This window comes from Algoriphagus faecimaris (assembly GCF_900101705.1).
Taxonomy (GTDB): Bacteria; Bacteroidota; Bacteroidia; order Cytophagales; family Cyclobacteriaceae; genus Algoriphagus; species Algoriphagus faecimaris.
The window spans coordinates 15,039-37,745 of sequence record NZ_FNAC01000002.1; the positions used below are offsets into that span (position 1 = coordinate 15,039).

Annotated in this window: 17 protein-coding genes; 9 read left to right on the forward strand and 8 right to left on the reverse strand. The window is 42.4% G+C overall.

The window, feature by feature from the left end:
* The first annotated feature begins 64 nt into the window (after positions 1-64).
* The 3 genes from odhB to BLQ57_RS01170 all read left to right on the forward strand — a co-directional run bounded on the left by odhB (position 65) and on the right by BLQ57_RS01170 (position 3,955).
* Complete coding sequence (odhB, locus tag BLQ57_RS01160) at positions 65-1,609, forward strand: 2-oxoglutarate dehydrogenase complex dihydrolipoyllysine-residue succinyltransferase (RefSeq protein ID WP_087940361.1); 1,545 nt, start codon at positions 65-67, stop codon at positions 1,607-1,609.
* Positions 1,610-1,701: 92 nt separating this feature from the next.
* A complete protein-coding gene (lpdA, locus tag BLQ57_RS01165) occupies positions 1,702-3,099 on the forward strand; it encodes a dihydrolipoyl dehydrogenase (RefSeq protein ID WP_087940360.1) in 1,398 nt (465 codons plus the stop codon).
* Between the two features lie 82 nt (positions 3,100-3,181).
* Complete coding sequence (locus BLQ57_RS01170) at positions 3,182-3,955, forward strand: Rossmann-like and DUF2520 domain-containing protein (RefSeq protein ID WP_087940375.1); 774 nt, start codon at positions 3,182-3,184, stop codon at positions 3,953-3,955.
* Here the strand turns inward: BLQ57_RS01170 and BLQ57_RS01175 are convergent.
* The 5 genes from BLQ57_RS01175 to BLQ57_RS01195 form a co-directional block, all read right to left on the reverse strand.
* Positions 3,952-4,806: a pirin family protein gene (locus BLQ57_RS01175; protein ID WP_087940359.1), complete on the reverse strand. Its 855-nt coding sequence runs from the start codon at positions 4,804-4,806 to the stop codon at positions 3,952-3,954. The two genes, BLQ57_RS01170 and BLQ57_RS01175, sit on opposite strands and share 4 nt — an antisense overlap.
* Positions 4,807-4,878: 72 nt before the next feature.
* On the reverse strand, positions 4,879-6,177 hold the full coding sequence (locus BLQ57_RS01180) for a Zn-dependent hydrolase (RefSeq protein WP_087940358.1): 1,299 nt from the start codon (positions 6,175-6,177) through the stop codon (positions 4,879-4,881).
* Between the two features lie 211 nt (positions 6,178-6,388).
* Entirely contained in the window at positions 6,389-7,390 is a 1,002-nt protein-coding gene (locus tag BLQ57_RS01185) for an acyl-ACP desaturase (protein WP_087940357.1), read from the reverse strand.
* 316 nt (positions 7,391-7,706) lie between these two features.
* Positions 7,707-8,588 (reverse strand): NHL repeat-containing protein, encoded by an 882-nt coding sequence (locus BLQ57_RS01190; RefSeq protein WP_087940356.1) that lies wholly within the window; start codon positions 8,586-8,588, stop codon positions 7,707-7,709.
* A 6-nt stretch (positions 8,589-8,594) separates the two neighbouring features.
* The gene (locus BLQ57_RS01195) at positions 8,595-10,322 is read right to left on the reverse strand and encodes an alpha/beta hydrolase-fold protein (protein WP_087940355.1); all 1,728 of its coding nucleotides are present in this window, start codon (positions 10,320-10,322) and stop codon (positions 8,595-8,597) included.
* Positions 10,323-10,494: 172 nt separating this feature from the next.
* Between BLQ57_RS01195 and BLQ57_RS01200 the strand changes: the two genes are divergently transcribed.
* The gene (locus tag BLQ57_RS01200) at positions 10,495-11,742 is read left to right on the forward strand and encodes a dipeptidase (protein ID WP_087940354.1); all 1,248 of its coding nucleotides are present in this window, start codon (positions 10,495-10,497) and stop codon (positions 11,740-11,742) included.
* Between the two features lie 73 nt (positions 11,743-11,815).
* Here the strand turns inward: BLQ57_RS01200 and BLQ57_RS01205 are convergent, their stop codons facing one another.
* A complete protein-coding gene (locus BLQ57_RS01205) occupies positions 11,816-12,271 on the reverse strand; it encodes an ORF6N domain-containing protein (protein WP_087940353.1) in 456 nt (151 codons plus the stop codon).
* Between the two features lie 261 nt (positions 12,272-12,532).
* Between BLQ57_RS01205 and clpB the strand changes: the two genes are divergently transcribed.
* Positions 12,533-15,160, forward strand: coding sequence for an ATP-dependent chaperone ClpB (clpB, locus tag BLQ57_RS01210; RefSeq protein ID WP_087940352.1), 2,628 nt, complete (start codon positions 12,533-12,535; stop codon positions 15,158-15,160).
* 101 nt (positions 15,161-15,261) lie between these two features.
* Here the strand turns inward: clpB and BLQ57_RS01215 are convergent, their stop codons facing one another.
* Together BLQ57_RS01215 and BLQ57_RS21060 are read right to left on the reverse strand one after the other, a co-directional pair.
* Positions 15,262-15,642, reverse strand: a complete 381-nt coding sequence (locus tag BLQ57_RS01215; RefSeq protein ID WP_087940351.1) for a carboxypeptidase-like regulatory domain-containing protein — start codon at positions 15,640-15,642, stop codon at positions 15,262-15,264.
* A 216-nt stretch (positions 15,643-15,858) separates the two neighbouring features.
* Complete coding sequence (locus BLQ57_RS21060) at positions 15,859-16,347, reverse strand: carboxypeptidase-like regulatory domain-containing protein (RefSeq protein ID WP_169712773.1); 489 nt, start codon at positions 16,345-16,347, stop codon at positions 15,859-15,861.
* A 463-nt stretch (positions 16,348-16,810) separates the two neighbouring features.
* Between BLQ57_RS21060 and BLQ57_RS01225 the strand changes: the two genes are divergently transcribed.
* From BLQ57_RS01225 to BLQ57_RS01240, 4 genes are all read left to right on the forward strand, one after another.
* Positions 16,811-17,350, forward strand: a complete 540-nt coding sequence (locus BLQ57_RS01225; protein ID WP_139162640.1) for an RNA polymerase sigma factor — start codon at positions 16,811-16,813, stop codon at positions 17,348-17,350.
* Positions 17,340-18,005, forward strand: coding sequence for a hypothetical protein (locus BLQ57_RS01230; protein WP_087940349.1), 666 nt, complete (start codon positions 17,340-17,342; stop codon positions 18,003-18,005). The genes BLQ57_RS01225 and BLQ57_RS01230 overlap by 11 nt, the downstream gene beginning before the upstream one ends.
* Complete coding sequence (locus tag BLQ57_RS01235) at positions 17,983-19,095, forward strand: hypothetical protein (protein ID WP_087940348.1); 1,113 nt, start codon at positions 17,983-17,985, stop codon at positions 19,093-19,095. Before BLQ57_RS01230 ends, BLQ57_RS01235 begins: the two co-directional genes overlap by 23 nt.
* Positions 19,096-19,384: 289 nt before the next feature.
* Complete coding sequence (locus BLQ57_RS01240; RefSeq protein WP_087940347.1) at positions 19,385-22,501, forward strand: WD40/YVTN/BNR-like repeat-containing protein; 3,117 nt, start codon at positions 19,385-19,387, stop codon at positions 22,499-22,501.
* Positions 22,502-22,707: the final 206 nt, after the last annotated feature.

A 22,707-nucleotide genomic window follows, 5' to 3' on the forward strand; every position in this document is an offset into this window, starting at 1 on the left:
CTTTAATCCAGAATAATCATTTTGTCAATTTTGCCCTGCTGGCAAAATCATAATAGAAAAACACATGAGCAAAGAAATCAAAGTTCCCGCTGTAGGAGAGTCTATTACGGAGGTCACGATAGGCCAGTGGTTTAAAAAAGACGGTGATACCGTTCAGATGGATGAGGTTCTCTGTGAACTCGAGTCTGACAAAGCAACATTTGAATTGCCAGCAGAAGCGGCAGGTACGCTTAGGATTAAAGCTGAAGAGGGAGATATCCTCGAGATAGGAGCTGTTATCTGCACCATCGAAGAATCTGACTCCGGAGTGAAAGCCGAAGAGTCCAATACTGAAAAGAAAGAAGAAAAATCAACTGGTTCTTCCTCTTCCAAGAAGACTGGAGAAGTGAAAGAAATGGTGGTTCCCACTGTAGGGGAGTCTATCACTGAAGTCACTCTGGCCAATTGGATCAAAAATGACGGAGACTATGTCAAGCTTGACGAAATCATCGCAGAAGTAGATTCTGATAAGGCAACTTTTGAGCTACCTGCGGAAGCTTCCGGAGTTTTGAGGCATGTAGCCGCTGAGGGAGATACCCTAGAGATCGGCGGTTTGATCTGTAAAATAGAAGTCACTGATGGAGAACCTGAAGCATCTTCCTCTTCCGAGTCTAAAGATGACAGCGAAAAATCTTCCGATTCGGATTCTTCCGAAGACAAAGAGAATTATGCCACTGGCCATGCTTCTCCCGCTGCCTCCAAGATCCTTGCAGAAAAAGGAATCAAGCCTGAAGAGGTAAAAGGCACCGGAAAGGATGGACGCATCACCAAGGAAGATGCTCAAAATGCCGAAAAATCAGCTTCAGCTCCAGCCAAACAAGAACCTAAAAAAGAGGAGGCTCCTCAAGAGGCTGTAAAAGTAGCAGGCTCAAGAGACGAGCGAAGAGAAAAAATGTCCTCTTTAAGAAAAACTGTTGCTCGACGCCTAGTCTCTGTCAAAAATGAGACAGCGATGTTGACTACTTTTAATGAAGTCAATATGAAGCCTATCATGGACCTGCGATCTAAGTTTAAGGAGCAGTTTAAGGAGAAACATGGAGTCGGATTGGGCTTTATGTCATTCTTTGCCAAAGCAGTCTGCGTGGCACTCCAAGAGTGGCCGGCAGTGAATGCCAAAATCGATGGAAATGAAATCGTTTACAATGACTATTGTGATATTTCCATCGCGGTTTCCGCACCGAAAGGCTTGGTCGTGCCAGTGATTCGAAATGCAGAGTCCTTGACTTTTGATCAGATCGAAAAAGAAGTGGTTCGATTGGCGACTAAAGCACGGGATAATAAATTGTCGATAGAGGAAATGACAGGTGGTACATTCACACTTACCAATGGAGGGATATTTGGCTCCATGATGTCCACTCCAATCATCAATGCTCCACAGTCAGCTATTCTAGGGATGCACAATATTGTGGAGCGACCAATGGCGGTCAATGGAGAAGTTAAAATTTTGCCGATGATGTACTTGGCACTTTCTTATGACCACAGAATCATTGATGGTCGAGAATCAGTAAGCTTCTTGGTTCGAGTCAAGCAGCTTTTGGAAGATCCTACACGGTTGTTGTTTGGAGTTTAAAGATTTACGAGGGCAGCTTTTGAAAGCCCTCTTTTCAACTGGCTATGACTAGATCAAGAATCTTGTGTCTAGCCTCTAAAATCTAAAAAAATATGTACGACGTTATAGTAATAGGTTCGGGTCCCGGTGGATATGTAGCGGCTATAAGAGCTGCGCAATTGGGATTGAAGACCGCCATTATCGAGAAATATTCCACCTTGGGTGGTACTTGCCTCAATGTAGGCTGTATTCCCTCCAAAGCTTTATTGGACTCTTCGGAGCATTATCACAATGCTGCCCATACTTTTAAAACTCATGGCATCAATCTTTCTAATTTGAAAGTAGATTTGAAGCAAATGATTGCCCGTAAAGATGATGTGGTCAAGCAAAATGTGGATGGGATTCAGTTTTTGATGAAGAAAAACAAAATCGATGTTCATCATGGGCTAGGTTCCTTCGTGGATGCCACTACCGTAAAAGTGAGCAAGGAGGATGGTAAATCTGAAGAAATCAAAGGGAAAAACATTATCATCGCGACTGGCTCTAAACCTGCTTCACTTCCATTTATCAAATTGGACAAGGATAGGATCATCACCTCTACCGAAGCTCTGAAGATGAAGGAGATTCCAAAGCATCTCATTGTCATCGGAGGAGGGGTAATTGGTATGGAGTTGGGTTCTGTCTATGGAAGAATGGGGTCCAAAGTTTCCGTTGTAGAATACATGGACTCATTGATCCCTTCTATGGATAAGACCATGGGGAAGGAATTGCAAAAATCACTGAAAAAGCTTGGTTTTGAGTTTTTCCTCAAGCATAAAGTCACTGCAGTAGAGAGCAAAGGCAAGGAAGTCACGGTTAAGGCTGAAAATGGAAAAGGTGAAACTATTGAAATCAAAGGAGATTATGTTTTGGTTTCAATTGGAAGAAAGCCTTACACTGACGGCCTGAATGCAGAAGCTGCAGGAGTGAAACTAAATGACAGAGGTCAGGTAGAAGTCAACGAACATTTGCAAACTTCAGCTTCCAATATTTACGCCATAGGGGATGTGGTTAAAGGCGCAATGCTTGCTCACAAGGCAGAAGAAGAAGGGGTTTTTGTAGCAGAAGTGATTGCCGGACAAAAGCCTCATATCAATTACAACTTGATTCCAGGAGTCGTTTATACTTGGCCGGAGGTCGCTTCAGTAGGCTTTACAGAGGAGCAGTTAAAAGAAAAAGGAGTCAAATATAAAACCGGTAAATTCCCATTTATGGCATCAGGCCGAGCGAGAGCGTCTATGGATACCGATGGTTTGGTAAAAGTGCTTGCTGATTCAGAAACGGATGAGATTTTAGGAGTTCACATGATCGGGCCACGTACGGCTGATATGATCGCTGAGGCAGTCGTAGCGATGGAATATCGTGCTTCCGCTGAAGATATCTCAAGAATGTCTCATGCGCACCCCACCTATACCGAAGCTTTCAAAGAGGCATGTTTGGCTGCCACAGAAAATCGAGCCTTGCATATTTAACCTAGTTTTGAAACAATGTTTAAAAGCCATGTGATCCAAAAGCATGGCTTTTTCTTTTTGGGGAAATTGTGTTAATTCCGTAATGAAGTTTAAAATCGCCATCATAGGTACCGGAAATGTTGCCTGGCATCTTGCACCTGCCTTGGAAAATGCGGGACATGTGATTACAGAAGTCTATGGGCGTGATCTTGATCGAGCGAGTAAAATTACAGCACGACTCTATGCATCAGAGCCAAAAATTGACCTTGATTTTTCTGAAAGTCAAGCTCAGATTTTCATTCTTGCCATCAAAGATGAAGCTATTTCTGAGCTGGCCGATGCTATTATTTTGCCCGAAGAGAGTATTTTGGTTCACACTTCGGGAGCTCAACCACTGGATGTATTAGGCTATAGCTCGGCAAGCTACATCGGGATTTTTTATCCCTTGCAATCATTTACGACCGGACAGAAAATGGATTTCTCAGAAGTACCTCTACTTTTAGAGGCAGAAGATCAAGCAGTGCTCCAAAAACTCCAAAAACTTGCTAAAAGTATTTCTAACCAAACCTATATCGTGCGATCTAAGGATCGAAAAGCCATTCACGTGGCCGCTGTCTTTGCCAGTAATTTTTCCAACCATATGATTAGGATTTCGGAAGAAATAATGCGCAGACAGGGGCTTGATTTTGATATGATGAAACCACTTATCATAGAGACTATTTCAAAAAGTCTTCAGATAGGAGCAAAAAAGGCCCAAACTGGGCCTGCTATTCGGGAGGATTATGAAACCTTAGAAGATCATTTTAGATTTTTGAACTTCAACCCTGAATTGGCTGAAATCTACCGGCTGATCTCCCAGGATATTATCGATAGTTAACCGTTCCAGGATCCGAATTTTCCATTTTGATAATCTTCGTAGGCCTCACGTATTTGAGCCTCAGAATTCATCACAAAAGGACCTTGAGCCACCACGGGTTCATTAAAGGGAAGTGCATGTCCCAATATAATAACGGATTCTTCAAGAGCTTCCACCTGTAGCCTTTCTCCGTGATTTTCAAATTCGACAAGATGTCTAAAATCTACTTCCTTCTCATTGACGGAGACTTTACCTCTGACTACATAGAAAAATATATTTTCGGAAGCAGGTATTTCTTTTTCAAATGCTCCGCCTTTAGCAAGGTAGATCGTGCTCATTTGGATAGGGAAAGTCCCTTCAAAGGCTCCTTTTACTCCGTTCCATTCTCCAAAAAGCTGCTGAATCTTGATTTTAGAATCATCCAACTCGAGCACAGGAATCTCTTCTTTTTGAAGCCCAATATAATTGGGGCTCATCATTTTTTTGGAAGCAGGTAGATTCAACCAAAGTTGTAAAATCTCGAGATCACCCCCGGATTTCTTGAATTGATCGCTTGAAACTTCAGCATGAATCAGGCCTTTGCCTGCTGTCATATATTGTACACCTCCTGGACCAATGACAGACTCGTGACCCGAAGAATCCTTATGCATAATATCCCCTTCGAGTATAAATGTCACGGTTTCCATTCCTCGGTGAGGATGCGGCCCAAAGGGCAAACCACGATTGTTGGCCGGATAAGTTTGGTATCCATGATGATTGAGAAAAAGAAAGGGATCAATCATTTCAATGCTCCTAGTCGGCATTGGGCTATAGGTGATAAGGTCAGCAATAGGTCTATATTCTGAATTGTGTATTTTTTTGATCGCACGCATAGTCATTATGTTACAATTAATGTATATACATGTAATGGTTTTCTTTTCTACATGGTTCAAAAAATCCTAGATTTAATTCAGCTTTTTATCCAGGGCTAAAATGGTTTTCAAAAGCACATTGGCACCGTTTGCGATTTCCTCCTTGCTGGAATATTCATCAGGCGCATGAGAAACTCCATCTTTACTAGGGATGAAGATCATACCCATAGGTGCTATTCTTGCCATTTCTTGAGCATCGTGACCGGCGCCGCTTGGAAGACTCATCGTACTGAGCCCCAATGCTGTTGCGCTTTCTTTGATGAGTTCCCGAATAGAATCATCTGCCAAAGCCGGCTTTGAGGCTACTTCAATATGTTTGACAGAAACTTCCACTCCGTAATCTTTTGCAAATGCTTCAGCCTGTAATTCCAAGTTTTCAAAAAGCGACCAAATTTTTTCAGAGGAGAGGTCTCTGATTTCTAGGGTTAATTTTACTTCACCGGGTATAACGTTTCCTGCACCTGGTGAGGCTGCTATTTTTCCTACTGTACCGACTTGCCTTCCCTCTGAGGCACGGATAGTTTCATTGACTGCTAAAATAAACTTGGCAGCGGGGAGCATTGGGTCTTTTCTCAAGTTCATTGGAGTGGTTCCGGCATGGTTCGCTTTTCCAGTGAAGGTAAATTCCCACCACTCGATGGCAACAATACCTTCCACAACTCCGATATCCATTTTTTCATTGTAAAGGTTGGCTCCTTGCTCGATATGGAGTTCGAGAAATGCAGCCAAGTCACCCGGCTGACGAATTATTTCTGAAAGTCGATCGGGATCACCGCCTAATAGGCGTATTCCATCACCTTGACTGATTCCAGCATTACTGACAACTTTTAGCGCATCCTCATTAAGCTGTCCGACCAAAGCCCTACTGCCTATTACTCCGCCTTCTTCATTGGTAAAAATGATCACCTCAAGAGGGTGATCGGTCATCCTTTTTTGCTCGTTTAAGGTTTGAATCACTTCAATAGCACCCAAACTGCCGACAGGTCCATCATAATGTCCTCCATTGGGAACTTCATCTATATGGGACCCAAAGGCAATCGCTTTTAGGGAAGCGTTTTTACCTGCTCTTTTTCCAATTATATTTCCAGCAAAATCGACACTTACCTCAAGACCTGCCTCTTTCATCAATCCTTTGATATAGTCCCTAGCAGCCAAATCATGGGTGGAAAATGCCACTCGGTCAGAGCCTCCGGCATCATTCATGCCATACTTGGATAAAATCATCAGATGCTGATGGAGTCTATCTGCATTAACCGTAATTTTTTGGCTGAAAACAAGAAAAGGGACTTGGAGAAATAAATAGATGAGGATGGAGAAAAGCGCTTTTTTCATTGGATTGGATTTTTTGATTTCAAGAGCAATATACCGGATAGCCCCTTGTTTGGGAATGCTTGATTCAATCTTTCCCTCTATTTAGAATTGCTTACTATGGGCTTTTGGGTTATTCAATTTAATTTAAAAAAATAAAGGGAAGTTACCCTTTAGTCTGACTTCTCTTTCGTTAAATAAAAAAAGTCCCACTTTTTTGCGGGACTTTAAATTATTATTTCAGCCAAGCTAGCTTGACTTCGTCTGGAGCTTTCATTCGATCTGCTAATCTCATGTATCGATCAGCCAAATTGGATAAATAATCCTGCGCTTTGGAAGCGATATCATTTAGTCCAGTGACAGCTTCTATTTTCCAATAATCCACCAAATGTTGAATGATACGAGCATAATCCCAACCGGTATAAATTCCTACCTTTTGGGTGATTTCGGAGAAGTCCTTATAGAGCGACTCTCTGCTCCCTCCTTCTCCCATCAAGACTGCCGGCATGACGATTTGCTTTCTCATCATTTTTTCAAATGCCATCATTGCTCCACTTGGATCAATCTCAAATATTTTTGCCATAAAGCTCTTGTAGGCTTTTTCATGTCGGGCTTCATCCCCGGCTATGGTCTTACAAATCCTCGAAAGTACGTGGTCACCTGCTTTATCGGCTAGCTTACCCGTGTTCACATGGGATATTTTTGTAGCTCGCTCTTGAAAAGAAGTATAAATCATGGCTTGATAGGGGTCGGATTCCGATTTGGGATCAAATCCATTGCTTAGCAATCGGTGAATTGTCCGTTCCACGGCAACCATGTCTACTCTTCCGGTAAGGTAAAGGTATTTATTGAGCAAATCTCCGTGACGATTTTCTTCTGCTGTCCAGGCTTTGGACCAGCGAACCCATCCGGATGGAGATAAAAGACTTCGCTCATCGTTGATACCTTCTAGCAGATTAAAATAGGTTTGATACGATGGAAGTGCTTCTTCGGTGATCATATTACCTACAAGCGAGGTCAGCACAGTATCTGGAATTCCTTCTGCTCTTTTTTGCAATAGTTTCACCTCTTCGAAAACTTCCGGGTTATGAAAGTCTGGAAGGAAGTCAGAAGGCTGCCAACAAGTATCTGGATCGACCAAAACATTGTCCACTGCATGCCCTACAAAATCATCTAACTGGGAGATGACTTCCATGTTTTTTTCTAGCTCGTAATTGATTTCTCCTGATTTATTCATGGGTACTTATTTTTTCGAAGTTCCTTGTCCGAGGAACTGAAATGAAACATAAAGATACTGACAATAAAGCAGAATCCACATTGAAATATTCTATAGACGTTTTCGAATTCCATGAGTGGGCAAAACCGTCTATATTTAACCTCTAAATGAAAAATGAGACTATCACATAGATGCAAAATATCACATAAATTAACTTCCTTATGCAAGTCAGGTAGTTGGAATTTTGCAATACTGCCTAACAAAGGCTTTTCCACCTTTTAGTCTGAATTCAGCCCTTTAATTGAGATAGTCTCATTTTATTGCCTTGTAAGATCTATTAATAGTCAAGCCTGTAAGCTACGACTGTATTTTTAAAGAAGGTGGGCACATAGACGACCTTATCTTCTGGATTATATCCAATATCCGCTGTATTTGATTCTTCAGCTTTGGTGTCTAGCATTTTTGTCTGGTTTCCTTCTGATGCAAACCACACTTCACCTTGCCAGCGTGAAGCGACAAAGTTGCCATCACCTAGAATCACCAAACCATCGCCTCCTGTCACTTGATCGTTTACAATGGTGGTGCCACCGTCAGCATTCCATTTTTTCAGACCGCTGGCGTCTAGACCATAAATTGTTCCATCAGACGCAATGGCAATTCCATTGATACTTTCATGGCCTTCTGAAATAGTAGAGATTTTCCCTTCTGAATAGAGGTGAACCTTACCCGTATTCATGTCTGTAAAGAAGACGTTCCCATCATAAGTAGCCAAATCATTTAAAAATTCGGCACCCTCTACAGGCCATCGGTTGGTAATAGTAGCAGAGGCAATTTCTATTTCTACCAAGTCGGTAATGTCTGTTACATATAGTTTTCCATTGGCAATCCCCATTCCCTTAGGAGCATTAAGTCCAGTGACCCAATCTTGGGAAATGATACTCCCATCCTTTCCAATGATGGAGATTGAGCCTTGACCATCTTTTTCAGTAGGGTCTTGACCTATAATATTGGCAGTGTAAATTGTTCCCGTAGCTTCATCGTAGAGTACCGACTCCACAGTTTCTAGTGTTGCCTCGGTTTCCCAAAGCATAGTCAAGCTCGGTGTCTTCACTTCTTCTACGGCTACTTCTTTAGTTTCTGTAGATTTTTCGGGTGAGCATTGAGCAAAAAGCAATGCAACTCCCATTCCGTAAATAGCTGATTTCAAATAGTTTGTCATGATTAGTTAATTTTTAATTAAAGTCCAGTTTTTTAAATCAAAGTCCGATGGAGCTGATGCTTCGAATCGTTTTTGAATTTTGTCCAGATACATGGTATTGTACCTAAGGCGGGTGATGTAATTGGGTAAATCAGGATCTCCATTCCAACAGTGCTCAGCACGGTCTCCATAAGCAACCTCGCCTGCATAATAAGGGTTTTCGGTTTTTTCCAAAAATTCTTCTGTTAGGTACACAGCGTTGTTGAGATAGTAATTGTCCATATCCCCGCAATAGATATGCACTTTTCCTTCTAGTTTTGGCCCGAGCATTTCCCAGTCCCTTTCCATGATGTGGCGAAGGTCGTAATTTTCTTTCCAGTAAGCAGCAACTTCCTTGTCGATTTCACCTGAATATCTATCCCAGATAGGTCTTGGATAGCCATCTTCTCCCACAGGGGAAAATACGGCCTGCCAAATGTCAAATTGATCTCCAGATCGAGACTTTTTCCCTCCTAGAGCTAATTCCCGATGGTTCATGTCTTCTAACATAGCATCTACTTGGCCCAGATAGTTCCGATGTCCCGGCCGAGGGGTCTTCCGAAAGTGCCCTTCTTGATAATAGGCATTCTCATCTTCATAAATATTGACTAAGGTGTAAGCTCTGAAATCAATGGGGTCCGGACATCCCGCAAAGCAGCCATTGTATTGGTCGGGGTATTTTACTTGTACTGCCAAAGCCTCCCAGCCACCGGTTGATCCTCCATATAGAAACCTAGACCAACCTTCACCTATACCCCGAAATTGCTCCTCAATATAAGGGATGAGCTCAAAGGTAATGGCATCTCCATAGGGGCCAAGGTTAGCGGAGTTCACGGCATAGCTATCGTCATAGTAAGGGTTGGCATGCTGAATCTCTATCACAATGAAGCGCTGGAAATCCGGAGAGATCCATTGCTGATAAAAGTCGTAAGCCTCCTGCTGTTGCATTTTTTCATACCCATAAATCCCGAACCTTGCATTATATTCATTTTCATTCAAATCGGGATCTGGTGGTACTGTCCTAAATCCACCGAAATCGGAAGGGAAGTGCCCGTGAAAAACCATGAGAGGGTAGTACTGATTTGGGTTTTCCTCAAATCCTTCGGGTAGTAGGACATGGGCTCCAAGGTACATGTCTCTTCCCCAAAACTCGGAAAGCTTTTCGGACTTGATTTTGATGTGCTTAATATATTCCGTGTCGGCTGGTTCTGTGACTGCGGGAATAAGCTGATCTACAGTTATTTCAAGATTTGATTCTTTGTTCCAGGTGATTTTTTTGGGCATGCTATAAATATTTTTTGGAGCTCTAGCCCATTGTCTACCTTCCCCCTGATCCATGGGTAGCTTGACAGTATGGCCGTCAGCTCGTTCAAAAGTTTCATGCTTTTGAATGAATGCCTGCACGGTGTACTCACCTTCAGGGATATCATTTAGAGACTCAATGGGGTACCCAAAGCTTTCAGTATCAAACTTGATGATTTCCCCACCTTGATAATTTTCGAAGTCCATCCCAAAAACCTGATTTGTCTCCACCCGATCATTGATTCCAAAGCGGGGTTCAGCCTCATGATTGGTAGAGAAAATCAATAAAAGGCGACCATCTTTCAGGTCTTCTTGGAGAGCATCATCTACAGTGACAGCTATCGATGATTTGATTGAAGGTTGGCAGGATGCCAAAAAAACCAAGCTTATAAATAGCACTAGTAACCTTTTCATAGTTTGTAGTTTTATCAAAATGAAATTTACACATAATCCATTGTTTATTTGGGAAGTAGATGAAATTTAAACCTTTATTAGACAATTCTTCGGTTTTTATGGCCATTTATGGATAATTCTTCAAATACCCATAGAAAGCTATTATCTTGACTTTTCGAACAAAAACCAGATTATGAAAAAATATCTTAGCCTTTTACTAGTTGCAGGTGTCGCGTTTTCCTGTGAAACTAAGGATCAAGAAATCGACTACACCCAGCTTTCTGACTCTGAGCGACTGGAAGTAGCAACTGAAATCGCCCAATCCACCATCATGGTCGATGGCCATGTGGATTTACCCTACCGAATGAAAGTGGGTGGCTTTACTCTTCAACGCGAAATTCTTGATGTTTCCGTCCGCACGCCTGATGGCAACTTTGATTTTCCAAGGTCTAGAGAAGGGGGCTTGGATGCACCTTTTATGTCCATTTATATTCCTGCTGGAAATCAAGCTATCCCTGGCGCATCTAAGGCTTTGGCGGACTCACTTATCTTAATGACTGAGCGCTTGGCCACCACTTTTCCGGATAAATTCGCAATGGCTTATAGTCCAGCAGATGTAGAGGTCAATTTTCAAAAAGGTGTAATATCCCTTCCAATGGGAATGGAAAACGGGGCTGGAATTGAAGATGATTTGGCCAATGTGGAATATTTTCACGGTAGAGGAATTCGCTACATTACCCTAACACATGGAAAAGACAACCTAATAGGAGATGCGAGCTATGATACTACCGGGACGCATGGGGGACTGAGTGAGTTTGGAGAAAAAGTAGTCTCAGAAATGAACCGTGTGGGAATCATGGTGGATCTGAGCCACGTTTCTGATAATACTTTCAGAGATGCTTTGGCTATCACCAAAGTGCCCGTCATCGCCTCTCACTCGTCTGTGAGGAAATTCACGCCGGGATTTGAGCGAAACATGAGTGATGAGTTGATCAAAGCGATGGCAGATAATGGTGGAGTAATGATGATTAATTTTGGAGGATCCTTCATCGATTCCGCTTATGCAGCAGGCTCAGCCAAAGTTAGGGAGCACATTGTCAACTGGCTGGCTGAAAATAACCTCAGCCGAAGAGATTCCGCAGCTCAAGCTTATATCAGTGAATATGCAGCGGCTAATAATCCATTCCCAACCGTACAGCGAGTAGCCGACCATGTCGATCATGTGGTGAATTTGGTAGGGATAGATTATGTAGGATTCGGGTCCGATTTTGATGGGGTAGGAGACTCCTTGCCTACTGGATTGAAGGACGTTTCCATGTTTCCAAACTTGATCGCTGAGCTATTGAAGCGAGGATATTCTCGAGAAGATATTGAGAAAATTTGCTATAAAAATATTTTCCGAGTTTGGCAGGCTGTGGAGGATTATGCGGCTTCGATGTAGTAAATAAGATAGAAAATGAAGATCAATAGCCTCATTTTGCCTTTTAGGAGTGAGGCTATTTTTTAAATCCTATTCAAGTCCTTTTTTCTAGGTTTGGCCGGAGCAGTTCCTCTATCATTTGATAAATATGTGCAATGTGCTCTTGGTGATCTGAGGAGTTTTTTTCAAGTTCCTTTATTTTTAATGCTAATTCGCCGTAGTTAAGTCCCCATTCTCTTATTTTAACGAAGACACGAATGATCGAAATATTAATTTGAATTGCTTGAGGGCTATTTAGTACCGAGAAAAGCATGGAGACTCCCTGTTCAGTGAACACATAGGGCGGTGTTCGTCTTCCTCCCCAACTTGAAGTCGCATTTTGCGACTTCAAGTTTCTCCACTCTTCTTCATCCAGTTGGAACATAAAATCAACCGGAAAGCGATCTGAATTCCGCTTTACCTGTTCATTTAACCTCTTTGTGGGGACACCATACATTTCCGCTAGATCACTATCCAGCGTTACTTTTTGGTTTCTGATTTTGTGAATCAATTGTAAAACCGCTCCTCAGTTAACAGTTCATTCATAACCTGAAAGTTTTATCATATAAACTAAAATACTATATAAATTTCCATTTTTAAAAATCCATTCAAATTTCGGACTAAGTTAAATCAAGTCTTTTCCTGCCATATTTTCCTGATTTCTTTTTGAAAGCACTCCTTTTCAGTCATTTTGACCGAGAATTACAATTGGATTTTGATTTGCTGAATAGAATTTGGATTCAATTACAAGCAACTAAACCACTATCAATACATGGATTTTAAGCAATTCACCATCAAATCTCAGGAGGCGATTCAAAAGGCCGCTGAGCTGGTTATGGCTTCGGGACAACCCGCGATCGAGACGGCTCATTTGCTGAAGGGGATTTTCTCCGAGGATGAAAATGTCACCGATTTTGTCTTAAAAAAACTCGGTGCAAACAAGCAATTACTTTCTCAAAAGCTCGATGAGCAATTGGGAAAACTACCCAAGGTCAGCGGAACTAATCAGCAACCGCATCTTTCAAATTCAGCCAATCAAGCGCTGATTAAAGCGAAAGATTACCTTAAGACTTTTGGGGATGAATACGTAGCCATCGAGCATTTACTCTTGGCGATTCTTGCGGGAAGTGATGCGACCTCCCAATTACTCAAGGATCAAGGCATCGCAGAGAAGCCCTTGATCGAAGCTATCAAGGAACTAAGAAAAGGAAATAAAGTGACTGATCCCAACGCAGAAAGCAAATACAGGGCTTTGGAGAAGTATTCCAAAAACCTGAATGAATTGGCCAAAAAGGGTAAAATCGACCCCGTCATTGGCCGAGATGAAGAAATCAGACGAGTGCTGCAGATTCTAGCCCGACGTACCAAAAACAACCCTATTCTACTCGGAGAACCGGGTGTGGGTAAGACGGCTATCGTCGAAGGACTAGCTCAACGTATCGTCTCCGGGGATGTGCCGGAAAATCTGAAAAGTAAGATGCTGATCTCCTTGGATATGGGCTTGCTCGTAGCAGGTGCCAAATACAAAGGGGAATTTGAGGAGCGACTAAAAGCAGTAATCAAAGAAGTGACCGACGCAGAAGGAGAAATCATCCTCTTTATTGATGAGATTCATACCCTGATCGGAGCGGGAGGTGGAGGAGAAGGAGCCATGGATGCAGCGAACTTGCTCAAACCAGCCTTGGCTCGGGGTGAGTTACACGCGATCGGTGCGACCACACTAAAAGAATACCAAAAGTATATCGAGAAAGACAAAGCCTTGGAGCGTCGATTCCAAGCCGTCATCGTTGATGAACCGGATGCGGCGGATGCGATTTCAATCCTGAGAGGTATCAAAGACAAGTATGAGCTACACCACGGGGTACGGATTAAAGATGATGCCGTAATTGCCGCCGTTGAGCTTTCGCAACGATACATTTCTGATCGATTCTTACCTGATAAGGCTATCGACTTGATGGATGAGGCTGCTGCCAAGCTTAGAATGGAAATTGATTCTCTTCCTCAGGAATTGGATGAATTGAATCGTCGAGTCATGCAGCTGGAGATCGAGCGTGAAGCGATCCGAAGAGAAAACAACAAGGACAAAGAGGCGATCTTGAGTAAGGAAATCGCCGAGCTTTCGGAAAAACGTCAGTCAGTGAAAGCCAAGTGGGAAAGCGAAAAGGCGGTGATTATGGGCATTCAGCGGGAGAAAGAGGCCATCGAAAAGCTGAAACTCGAGGCAGAACAAGCTGAGCGTGCCGGTGATTTTGGGAAAGTAGCCGAAATCCGATACGGGAAAATCGTCGAATCCGAGAAAAAACTGGATTCCTTCAAATCTCAGTTAGCGGAAATGCAGGCTGGGTCCCCACTCCTGAAAGAGGAGGTGGATCATGAAGATATTGCCTCTGTGGTATCCAAATGGACCGGAATTCCAGTGAGTAAGATGATTCAATCCGAGCGGGAGAAATTACTCCACTTGGAGGATGAACTTGGAAGACGAGTTGCTGGTCAAAAAGAAGCGATTGTAGCCCTTTCTGATGCGGTTCGCAGAAGTCGGGCGGGATTGCAGGATCCTAAGCGCCCGATCGGTAGCTTTATTTTCATGGGTACAACTGGGGTAGGTAAAACAGAGCTAGCGAAAGCCTTAGCTGAATACCTCTTCAATGACGAGAATGCCATGGTCCGGATCGACATGTCTGAATACCAAGAGCGCCATGCCGTCAGTAGACTCGTAGGAGCACCTCCGGGATATGTGGGATACGATGAAGGCGGTCAGCTGACTGAGGCAGTGAGAAGAAAGCCATACTCAGTAATCTTGCTGGATGAGATTGAAAAAGCCCATCCGGATGTCTTCAACATTCTCCTTCAGGTCTTGGATGATGGGCGATTGACTGACAATAAAGGTCGAATCGCCAACTTCAAGAATACCATCATCATTCTGACCACGAATATAGGCTCCCACTTGATTCAGGAGCGATTTGCTGAGATGGAGGAGTGGAACAAAGAGGAGGTTTTGGAAAAGACCAAGGCAGAAGTTTTCGATTTGTTGAAGAAGTCAGTACGTCCGGAATTCTTGAACCGTATCGATGAGACCATCATGTTTGAGCCGCTGAACAAGCAGATCATCCGGAAAATTGTCGACATCCAATGGAGAGAAATTCAGAAAAGATTGGCTGAATCCCATATCGAAATCGAAGCGACTACGGATGTACTCGATTATCTGGGAGAAGTCGGTTTTGATCCGAATTATGGGGCCAGACCACTGAAGCGAACCATGCAGCGATTGGTGTTAAACGAGCTTTCCAAGCAGATTTTGGCAGGCTATATCAAAAATGATTCTGCGGTCTTAGTGGATTTGGATGCTGACAAGCAGGTGTACTTTAAGAATGTGGATGCTGCGGTTACGATAGAGAACTAATCTATCGGAAAAGCATTTAAGCTGAAAAATGGTAACCCTTGAGGTCCTTGAGACCTCGAGGGTTTTGTTTTACCCGAAAGAAAAAGGGGTCCAACTGATTTCTATTCTTTTTCCATTTTTATTTGTCCCATATCTTTAGGAAGTTTTTTCAGGGTTACCACTACCTCTTTTGACTGATAATCAGGAAACATTAATAAAAGCGTAACTTTTCTCTCATTAAATCCGGATAGATTGAGCTCAAAAAAGCCATTCTTGTCGGTTACTGTACCTGTCGTACTTCCTTTGACCAATACCGCAATACCTTGCATCACTTTGCCAGTCTCATCTATTACCTGAGCACTGACTTTTGGATCATTGAGATCTTCGCTTGGATCTGATTTAGCCTTTTCGATGGCTTGGGCAGGATGATAGGCAATGAATAGAACAAGGGAGAACAGCAACAGGAGATTTTTGTATCCGGGTAGTTTGAGTTTGGTTTTCAAGATTAAGAAGGTTTAGAAGATTAGAAATTACTAATAAACTAGTAATCTAGCTATTTTTTAAACTAACTGCCGAATAATTATGCCTTTATTTTTGGATAATTTGCCAATGGTAAACGGTTAATTGCCCCCATCCAGTCTAAAAATTGCCTGAATAAATCGCTTCAAAACTGGCAAACGGATAGGCTCTGGCCCAGGAGGCCATGATCTGATGCTTCTTTATGCGTGTTGGTGATTTGGCTTAGAGCAGTTTTTGGGGGTTTTGGATTTGAAAATACCCTTGAATCTTTGCCAGAGCGTTGGTTTAATGTAGATGAATTCACCCATCACAAAATCAGTATCCTCCTGAAGCTGGATTTCGCCTAATTGAACTGGGAGTTGAGTGTCGTAAACAGCCACTTCTTTAATTTTGTAGCCTACAAAAGAAAGGGATATTATTATTTTTTGAGCCCTAACCGAGTCTGGTACTTCTAGTTCAAAGTACCCTTTCTGATCTGCTACAGTTCCTGTAGGTGTTCCTTTGATAGCTATCCTTGTGCCTGTTAAAGCTTGTTTTTCGTTAAAGTAAAAGCTGATAACCCTTCCTTTAATTGTTCTTTTTGGAAGGTAAGCCGTATCACTTTTTGTAATTTCTTTAGGGGCTATCGGAATTTGTTCAATTGGGGATTGAATCGAAGCCTGCGCAACCATCGGCAAAGAACATCCCATGATTCCCAAAAATCCAAAAGCCCAAAAGCTTGGAAACTTCACATTTTTGGGGATTTTGTTTTTTGGAATGGTTAATTGATCGGGATCGAAAATACCACATCGACTTGATGAGTTTTTATTCAGAAAATCAAAAACTTCAGTTTGACTCATTTTTCTGAAATCCACTACTTTTTTCTGACAGGAATGACAAAATCCACCGTTTGGTGTTGCAGAAAAATTTTTTGGATCCTCAGAACAAGGATCGGGGATATGGATTTTATATCTCACTAGATAAACCTTTGATAGGATTAATGATGAAATTAAAAATTTTATCCTAGCCAAAAAAATAGTGTTTTATGAAATTTACAAGCGTCTAAGTTTGTAATAGGCTGCTTTTAGGGGTGTTTCAAAAAAAATGAAGTTGTCAGGCAACCTTTGCCTACATTATTTCATTTTTAGGTTTGAAAGAGAAATCTAATTTGGCTTGCAGGAGAAAATCATAAATAAAGCGAGGGAGGGTGATCAAAAGGCGCATCGGGCCATATTTGATTGTTATGCTCGGCAGATGTTTTTGCTATGTCTTAGGTATGTGAAAATTCAGGAAGATGCTGAAGACTTATTAAGCACTGGATTTACCAAGGCCTTCGCCAATTTGGACAGTTTTGAAGCTCGAGGAATAGCCTCTTTTGAAGCTTGGCTTAAGCGTATCTTGATCAACGAGTGTTTGATGTTTTTGCGAAAGCAAAACAAAGCTCCTTTAATGGTAGAGCCTGACGAAACTTTAATTTCTACTCACGAAGACATCATGGATACGTTGAGTGCTGACACTCTTTTTGAATTGATTCTTCACCTTCCGGAAGGTTATCGAACAGTATTCAACCTGTATGAAATAGAAGGGTATTCTCATAAAGAAATCGCCGAAAAGATGGGTGTTACAGTAGGTACATCTAAATCCCAACTGAGTAAAGCTAAAGCTGTACTGAAAGAAATGATTATTAAAAAAGGATTGAATTATGCCTCTTGACATAAAAAATATAGATAAAAAAGCAGCCTTGCCGGAAGAGATTGAATTTCGAAAGGAGCTAGTTTGGGGGAAAGTTCAAACCCGGAAAAAATCTAAATTGACGATTTTTTGGCCTTGGGTAGTGGCAGCATTAGTAGTCATTGGTTTTGGACTTTCGTTTTTGGGGAGGGTTGAAACACCCGAAATTCCTGTTGAAGAAAATATACTAACCGAAAAAAATTCAGGATATGATTTACCAAAACTTGAAAATCCGACCTTAGAACCTCAAGAGTCTGATGTGATCATTAAAAAATCTTCATTTCAGGCAATAAAGAGTAATAAGATAGAGATCAAGTCCGAGGTACGAGAAAAGATTTCCGATGAAATTCCAATTTTCAACAGTGCTTTTCCTGAGTCTTTAGAACCAAGGGAGATCGCTTCTTCCGAACAATTTGATGCCCCTTTACAGGAAGAAAAGCAGCTAAGCTTAGCTGCTTCTCGACTGCAAAGGAGTATCAAAAAAATGAATCCAAATGTAGCTGCTGAGCAAACTCTAGTTGCGGAGCGCTTTGATTTGATTAGAAAGTTGCAGAGCTATCCAGTTCAGGCTTCCTCGAAAAATACTTCTAATGCTAGTTTAAACAGCTTATTTAATGGAAAAATACATAAAAACTAATACAATAATCCTTGTACTTATTCTTTTTACTTGTATTCAAGGTTATGGACAAACCACAAGCTCACCTTCAGACTCGACGGTAAGAAGTAAACCTCGCACCGATGAGCGTGTTTCTTTCAGACCCTCTACCGGACTGTTTGATGAGGAAATGAATAGTCTGAAAAAAGCGAATGATACATTAAATATCTATATAGAAAATCAAAAGAAGATTTCTATAGTAAGTTTAAATATCAGAAAGCTTGAAGAGTTTGGTGGGTATGAAAAGGACATTCCTGATTTTTTGTCTTTGATAGATCAGCTGAATCTGAATTTTACTGAAAAAGCTTACAAAATACGTTTCAACCCCGTCAATCAGGAGTTTTCAATAGAGGAAAATAGCCAAATCCGATTAAAGGCATTTGAGAATAATATTTTTCCGGTTTTTAAACATGAGGTTATTTTCGTCTACCGCAAACAATTGTTGGAAATAAGTATGTTCCTTGGTGAATGGGATGAGATTTTGGTGCTGGAAGAAGCGGATTTTACAGGTATGATCAAAAGGGAAGCGGAGCAAAATGATTGGTTTAAAAGGTATTCAAAAACGCTTTTTAATAAGGATATTAGAATAGATGAAAACGGGCTTTTGAAGGTGATCACCTACACTGAACTTGAAAAGACTCCCACGATTTCTTTTGGGTTTGATGTCGGTGTTAAATTTTTTGCCGGACAGCTTCCATTCAATCAGGATCTATCTTTGATCTATCGTCCTCGACAAATAATCAAATCTGTACCACTTGATTTTGGATTCCTACTTTCATGGGATATGAATCAGTTTATATCACGAACCGAGGAAAATAAATATCAGGTAAATGAAGGTAGTTTTCTAAATTTAGGAGCTGTGTTTGGAGAAAAAGAGAGATCATTCAGAGTGTATTACGGTAGATTGATTACTCACTCAGATCAAAACTTTTTTGAGTTCAATAGGAATAAAATAGGAGTTGATATTTTGGCTACTTCAAGTTTAAGAATTAACTATGAGTTTTTCTTTGGGTCTGGGGGTAGCGAAACTGTTAACTCTATTGGTATCAGTTTCCCCATCTTTGATAATTAAATATGTAAATGTAGACCATATGGCGGATTGCTCTGCTTTGGTCCTTTCATTCGCTTTTACCCCCCAATCCAATCCAGATAATTCACGGAATGGATTACTTCAAAACCGGGATCCGGATAGGCTTTTGAACAAGCGGTCGGGGCTTTCCGATTTCCTAGCGTTTGACTAACAGGCTTAGTTTATGTAAAATCTGTCAGTTACTTCATTTTTAGAAAGCTAATTTTAGCTTTCTGCTCTCATTTTTCTCAGCCTTTTGTAACTTACTGCTTACCACCAAACCCAATCAATCATGCGTTTAAAATTTAGCCCTCTTTTACTAGGGTTGCTTTTGCTTTTTTCATCCGAAAGCGCCTTTTCACAAAAATCCAAAAAGAAAAACGAGACTGCTCCGGCACCCACTTTTGACACCGCCCTTTATAATGCCATGGAGTTCCGCCTTGTGGGGCCATTCAGAGGGGGTAGAGCCACTGCGGTAGCAGGTGTTGTTCAGGAACCTTTGACTTTCTATCAAGGCTCTGTCGGTGGAGTATGGAAAACCACCGATGCCGGAGAAAGCTGGTTTAATGTTTCCGACGGATTCTTTGGCACTGCATCCGTAGGTGCCATTACCGTTGCCGAGTCCGATCCAAATGTAGTCTATGTTGGGATGGGAGAAGCTCCCGTTCGGGGAGTGATGACATCTCATGGAGATGGAGTCTATAAATCAGTGGACGGAGGGAAATCCTGGAAGCACATGGGGCTTTCTGAGATCCGACAGATTTCCAAAATAGTCGTTCATCCCAACAATCCAGATCTAGTCATCCTGGGTGGACAAGGAAGTCCTTATGGCGCGACCGATGCCCGAGGTATCTACCGCTCTGAGGACGGAGGGGAAACTTGGGAGAAAGTCCATTATGTAGACGAAAACTCGGGAGTGTCGGATTTGAGCATGGATATGACTAATCCCCGAATGATTTATGCAGCCTATTGGGATCATCGGCGTTTCCCTTGGAAAGTGCAAAGTGGAGGCCCGGGTTCAGGTATTTATAAGTCATCAGATATGGGGAAAACTTGGACCAAGCTTACCGAAGGTCTTCCAAAAGGAGTGATGGGGAAAATCGGAATATCCGTTTCCCGGGCCAATAATAATATTGTCTGGGCTATCATCGAAGCCGAAGACGGTGGGCTTTACCGATCTAATGATGCGGGGAAAACCTGGAAATTGGTCAATGAGGATAGGCTTCTTCGTGCACGCTCTTGGTATTACATGCATATTTTGGCTCATCCTACAGGGCCGGAGACAGTTTACATCATGAATGCGCCTTTGGTAGAGTCCAAGGATGGGGGTAAGACATTTGTCAATCTGCAAACCCAACACGGAGATAACCATGCCCTTTGGATCAATCCGCAACATCCCCAATACATGGTCAATGCCAATGATGGGGGAGGAAATGTCACCATCGATGGTGGAAAAAACTGGTCTCGCCAAGACAATCAGCCCACCGCACAGTTTTATCGGGTGAATGTAGACAAGCAGTTTCCGTATCGCATTTATGGAGGGCAGCAAGACAACTCTTCCGTATCCTTTGCTTCTCGAGCCAATGGTTCTGGAATCGGCTGGGAGGAGTTTTATCCGGTAGGTGGCTGCGAATCTGCCTTTTCGGCCTTCGATCCAGAAAACCCCATTTATGTCTATTCGGGCTGCTATCAGGGCATCATCACGGAGTGGAATGCAAAGACCAAGCAAGAAAAGGATGTGATGGCCTATCCTTACCAGGGTTTGGCTTCCAAGCCAGCTGAAGTCAAGTATCGATTCAACTGGAATGCACCCATCATCGCTTCCAAGCATGACCCATCGGTGATTTACCATGCTGGAAATGTGATCTTGAAGACGACCAATCGTGGATTAAGCTGGGAGGAAGTGTCTCCTGATCTGACCAAAAATGATCCAGCTCATTTGGATTATGGTGGAGGGCCGATTACCAATGAGGGTGCCGGAGGAGAGGTTTTTCATACCATCATGTATCTCGCGGAATCTCCTCATACTCCGGATGTCTTGTATGCCGGAGCGGATGATGGTTTGCTTCATGTGACTCAAGATGGAGGGGAAAGCTGGACTAATATCACAATCCCCAATACGCCTGAAGGCATGGTCAATCAGATCGAGGTATCTCCTCATGATCCTGCTACCGTTTATGTGGCCTTTACCGGTTACAAATACAATGACTTCACTCCGCATATTTTCAAATCGACCGACTACGGAGCTACTTGGACCCGCTTGGTGAATGGTATTGCAGAGGAAGCTTTTGTAAGGGTCATGCGGGAAGATCCCAATCAGAAAGATTTGTTATATGCAGGTACCGAAACGGGTCTCTATGTCTCTTTCAATGGAGGCCAAACATGGGAAAAATTCCAGCAGAATTTACCTGTAGTACCCATCAATGACCTTATGATTCAGGAAAATGACATGATCATTGCTACTTCAGGAAGAGCCTTCTGGGTGATGGATGATTTGAATCCACTGTATGAATTGAAAGCTGCTGCAGACGCTGACTTCTACGTTTACGAACCTGAGGCTGCGATTCGTGATTTTGCTTTCCGTGGAAATAATCCACAAGCAGGGCAGAATCCTTATCCCGGATTTTCTGTAATGTATTACCTGAAGGAAAATGTTGATTCTGTGCTTTTGGAAGCTGAATTTCAGGATATGAGTGGAAAAGTGCTACGCAAATTCACTACTGATTCGGATGCCAAAATCGGGAAAATCAAAAAGAAAACCGGTATGAATCGCCTGAATTGGGATTTGAGCCTGGATTCCTTTGAGTCAGTAAAAGGTGTTTTTTCCGGAATCGGTTCTTCGGCCCAGCGAGTGATTCCTGGCAAATACAAGCTCGTGATGCGCTATGGGGATCAGGAGATCAGCAAGGAAATTGAAGTAAAGGCCGATCCAAGATGGACCGCCACAGCGGCACAGTATCAAGAGCAGGATGCTCAGTTGACTAGCCTTCGAGAGGCGATCATGGATACCCGTTCGATGGCGGAGGACTTGCGCAGTATTCGCACACAGATCACAGATTTGCAAAGTCGAGTCGATTCAGAAAAGTATGAGGCTTGGCATACTCAGGCCAAAGAAGTGCTGACAGCTATCGATGAAGCTGAGTCAGAATTGATTCAGACCAAGCAAAAGACCTTCCAGGATGTGATCAACTTCCCGAATAAACTGGATGCTGATTTGCTGCATATCTATGGAGCAATCAATGAAGGTGAACCTCCGATCACCGAGGGTCAAAAACAACGAGTAAAAGATCTCTTGGGAGTTTATAAAAAGGTCAAAGGACAAGTCGATGCTGTGATGGTTTCCACTCAGACCTTGGAAAAGTCCATGATCGATCAGAAGATTCCAATTTTGGCGCCGAAAAAGGATTAAGGAGGAATAATATCTCAATGGTAATCGTCATCGCGAGGCTTAACATTTAGGATTATGCTGAAAACGAGATGACAATTTCCAGTAGCTTCCGAATTCTGGTCGCCCTGAGCGGAGTCGAAGGATTCTTGACTCCGCTCAGGATGCCCCATTTTAGAATGCCTAAATAAAATTTGTCATCGGCAACAGATTGAAGCCCGCCTTCCGGA

Bases quoted from the DNA above. Each gene is read 5' to 3' on its own strand.
- odhB (WP_087940361.1), top strand. From the start codon at position 65: ATGAGCAAAGAAATCAAAGTTCCCGCTGTAGGAGAGTCTATTACGGAG.
- lpdA (WP_087940360.1), top strand. From the start codon at position 1,702: ATGTACGACGTTATAGTAATAGGTTCGGGTCCCGGTGGATATGTAGCG.
- BLQ57_RS01170 (WP_087940375.1), top strand. From the start codon at position 3,182: ATGAAGTTTAAAATCGCCATCATAGGTACCGGAAATGTTGCCTGGCAT.
- BLQ57_RS01175 (WP_087940359.1), bottom strand. From the start codon at position 4,806: ATGCGTGCGATCAAAAAAATACACAATTCAGAATATAGACCTATTGCT.
- BLQ57_RS01180 (WP_087940358.1), bottom strand. From the start codon at position 6,177: ATGAAAAAAGCGCTTTTCTCCATCCTCATCTATTTATTTCTCCAAGTC.
- BLQ57_RS01185 (WP_087940357.1), bottom strand. From the start codon at position 7,390: ATGAATAAATCAGGAGAAATCAATTACGAGCTAGAAAAAAACATGGAA.
- BLQ57_RS01190 (WP_087940356.1), bottom strand. From the start codon at position 8,588: ATGACAAACTATTTGAAATCAGCTATTTACGGAATGGGAGTTGCATTG.
- BLQ57_RS01195 (WP_087940355.1), bottom strand. From the start codon at position 10,322: ATGAAAAGGTTACTAGTGCTATTTATAAGCTTGGTTTTTTTGGCATCC.
- BLQ57_RS01200 (WP_087940354.1), top strand. From the start codon at position 10,495: ATGAAAAAATATCTTAGCCTTTTACTAGTTGCAGGTGTCGCGTTTTCC.
- clpB (WP_087940352.1), top strand. From the start codon at position 12,533: ATGGATTTTAAGCAATTCACCATCAAATCTCAGGAGGCGATTCAAAAG.
- BLQ57_RS21060 (WP_169712773.1), bottom strand. From the start codon at position 16,347: ATGGGATGTTCTTTGCCGATGGTTGCGCAGGCTTCGATTCAATCCCCA.
- BLQ57_RS01230 (WP_087940349.1), top strand. From the start codon at position 17,340: ATGCCTCTTGACATAAAAAATATAGATAAAAAAGCAGCCTTGCCGGAA.
- BLQ57_RS01235 (WP_087940348.1), top strand. From the start codon at position 17,983: ATGGAAAAATACATAAAAACTAATACAATAATCCTTGTACTTATTCTT.
- BLQ57_RS01240 (WP_087940347.1), top strand. From the start codon at position 19,385: ATGCGTTTAAAATTTAGCCCTCTTTTACTAGGGTTGCTTTTGCTTTTT.